This is a genomic window from Nguyenibacter vanlangensis (assembly GCF_013376155.1).
Classification (GTDB): domain Bacteria; phylum Pseudomonadota; class Alphaproteobacteria; order Acetobacterales; family Acetobacteraceae; genus Gluconacetobacter; species Gluconacetobacter vanlangensis.
Map to the genome: position 1 here is coordinate 1 of NZ_JABXXP010000552.1, position 1,928 is coordinate 1,928.

2 protein-coding genes are annotated in these 1,928 nt (G+C 71.2%); both read right to left on the bottom strand.

Annotation, left to right across the window (positions count from 1 at the left end; all coding sequences use genetic code 11):
• Positions 1 to 524 (bottom strand): LysR family transcriptional regulator (locus HUK84_RS16555; RefSeq protein WP_176641259.1); only part of this gene is annotated, 524 nt, incomplete at its 3' end.
• Between the two features lie 63 nt (positions 525 to 587).
• A complete protein-coding gene (gene guaD, locus HUK84_RS16560; protein ID WP_176641260.1) occupies positions 588 to 1,919 on the bottom strand; it encodes a guanine deaminase in 1,332 nt (443 codons plus the stop codon).
• Positions 1,920 to 1,928: the final 9 nt, after the last annotated feature.

The following is a 1,928-nucleotide window of genomic DNA, read 5'->3' on the forward strand; positions in this document are numbered from 1 at the left end:
AGGGGGTGATTGGGCCCGACGATGGCGGCATGGGTGATCGGGCGCGACATGCGGATCAGCGGCCGCGCGTCGTCGGGCACGAACATCGTCACCCCCAGTTCGGCGCGGCCGGCGCGGATGGCGGCGATGACCTCGGCGGCGCTGGAGACCGCGACGGAGAAGCGCAGGCCGGGATGGTGCGTCTGCAGATCGTGCATCATCGGCGAGACCAGGCCGGCCACGACGCCGCCGCTGACCTGGATGGTGATCTGGCCGCGCCTGAGGCCGCGCATGTCGTCCAGCAGGGCGTGGATATCGTCGATCTGGAAGAGTACCGCGCGGGCCCGTTCGGCGACCAGGCGCCCGGCCTCGGTCACGCGGATGCCGCGTTCATCGCGCTCGAACAGGGGGGTGCCGAAGAAATGCTCGATCTGGTCGATCTGCCGGACGATGGCGGTGGCCGACAAGCCGTGCCGCCGCGCGACCTGGCGGATCGAGCGGGCCTCGGCCAGTTCGACGAGCAGGCGCAGGGCGCGGATCTGCATGGGCTCTCCCGGAAGAAATCTTCCTTGTTCGGCAGGTTCATCCGATGGGTTCGGCCGGGGGCGTCATTCAGCCGGAGGGGCGTCGCGGTCGTGGTCAGGGTCGTGGTCGCGGTCGTGGGCGAGGGCGCCGGCGACGTAGGTCGCGCGGACGCTGCGGTCGTCGCCCAGCATCATGAGCACGAAGAGCAGGTCCTCGATCGTATCGCATTCCTCGGCCCGCTGGGCCATCAGCGGGGTGGCGTACGGGTCCAGCACGCAGAGATCGGCCTCGATCCCCGGGGCGATCGTGCCGATCCGGTCGTCGAGATGGAGCGAGCGGGCCCCGCCGGCGGTCGCCAGCCAGAAGGCCTGGACGGGGTGCAGGCGGCGGCCGGTGGACTGGGCGACCTTGTAGGCCTCGTTCAGGGTCTGGAGCTGCGACAGGCTGGTGCCGGCGCCCATGTCGGTGCCGAGCCCGACGCGGACCGGGCGGCGCGGGTCGAGCGCGTCGAACAGGCGGAAGGCGCCGCTGCCGAGGAACAGGTTGGAGGTCGGGCAATGGGCCATGGCGCAGCCGGTGGCGTGGCAGGTGTGGAACGTATCCTCGTCCACATGCACGCCATGGCCCAGCACGCCGCGCGGGCCGACCAGGCCGGCATGGGCGTAGACGTCGAGATAGGAGCGCCGGCTGGGGAAGAGCCGGCGGATCCATTCGACCTCGGCCACGTTCTCGGACAGGTGGGTCTGCATGAACAGGCCGTCGCGCTGGCGCAGCAGGCTGCCGGCGAGGTCGAGCTGCCGCTCGGTGCTGGTGGCGGCGAAGCGGGGGGTGACGGCGTAGAGCTGCCGCCCGTTTCCGTGCCAGCGGTCGATCAGGGCCAGCGAATCGTCGTAGCCGCCCTGGGCGGTGTCGCGCAGCGCGTCGGGGGCGTTGCGGTCCATCAGCACCTTGCCCGCCACCATGCGGGTGTCGAGCCGCGCGGATTCGGTGAAGAATGCGTCGACCGACTGGGGATGGACGGTGCAATAGACGGCGGCGGTGGTGGTGCCCGCGCGCAGCAATTCGCGCAGGAAGCGGCGGGCGACGCGGGCGGCGTAGCCGGCGTCGGCGTAGCGGGCCTCGGTGGGGAAGGTGTAGCGTTCCAGCCATTCCAGCAATTGCTCGCCATAGGCGGCGATCATCGGCAATTGCGGATAATGGACGTGGGTGTCCACGAAGCCGGCCGAGATGACGGCGCGGGGATAGGTGGTGACCGGCGTGCCCTCGGGGAGCGTGGGGCGCAGCGCGTCATGGGGGCCGAAGGCGGCGATATGCCCGTCCTCGATCACGATCAGCGCGTCGGGTTCGTGGACCAGGGCGGCGGCCGGGCCGTCCTGGAACGGGTCGGCGCGGAAGGTGACGGCCCGGCCGCGCAAGGCGTGGCG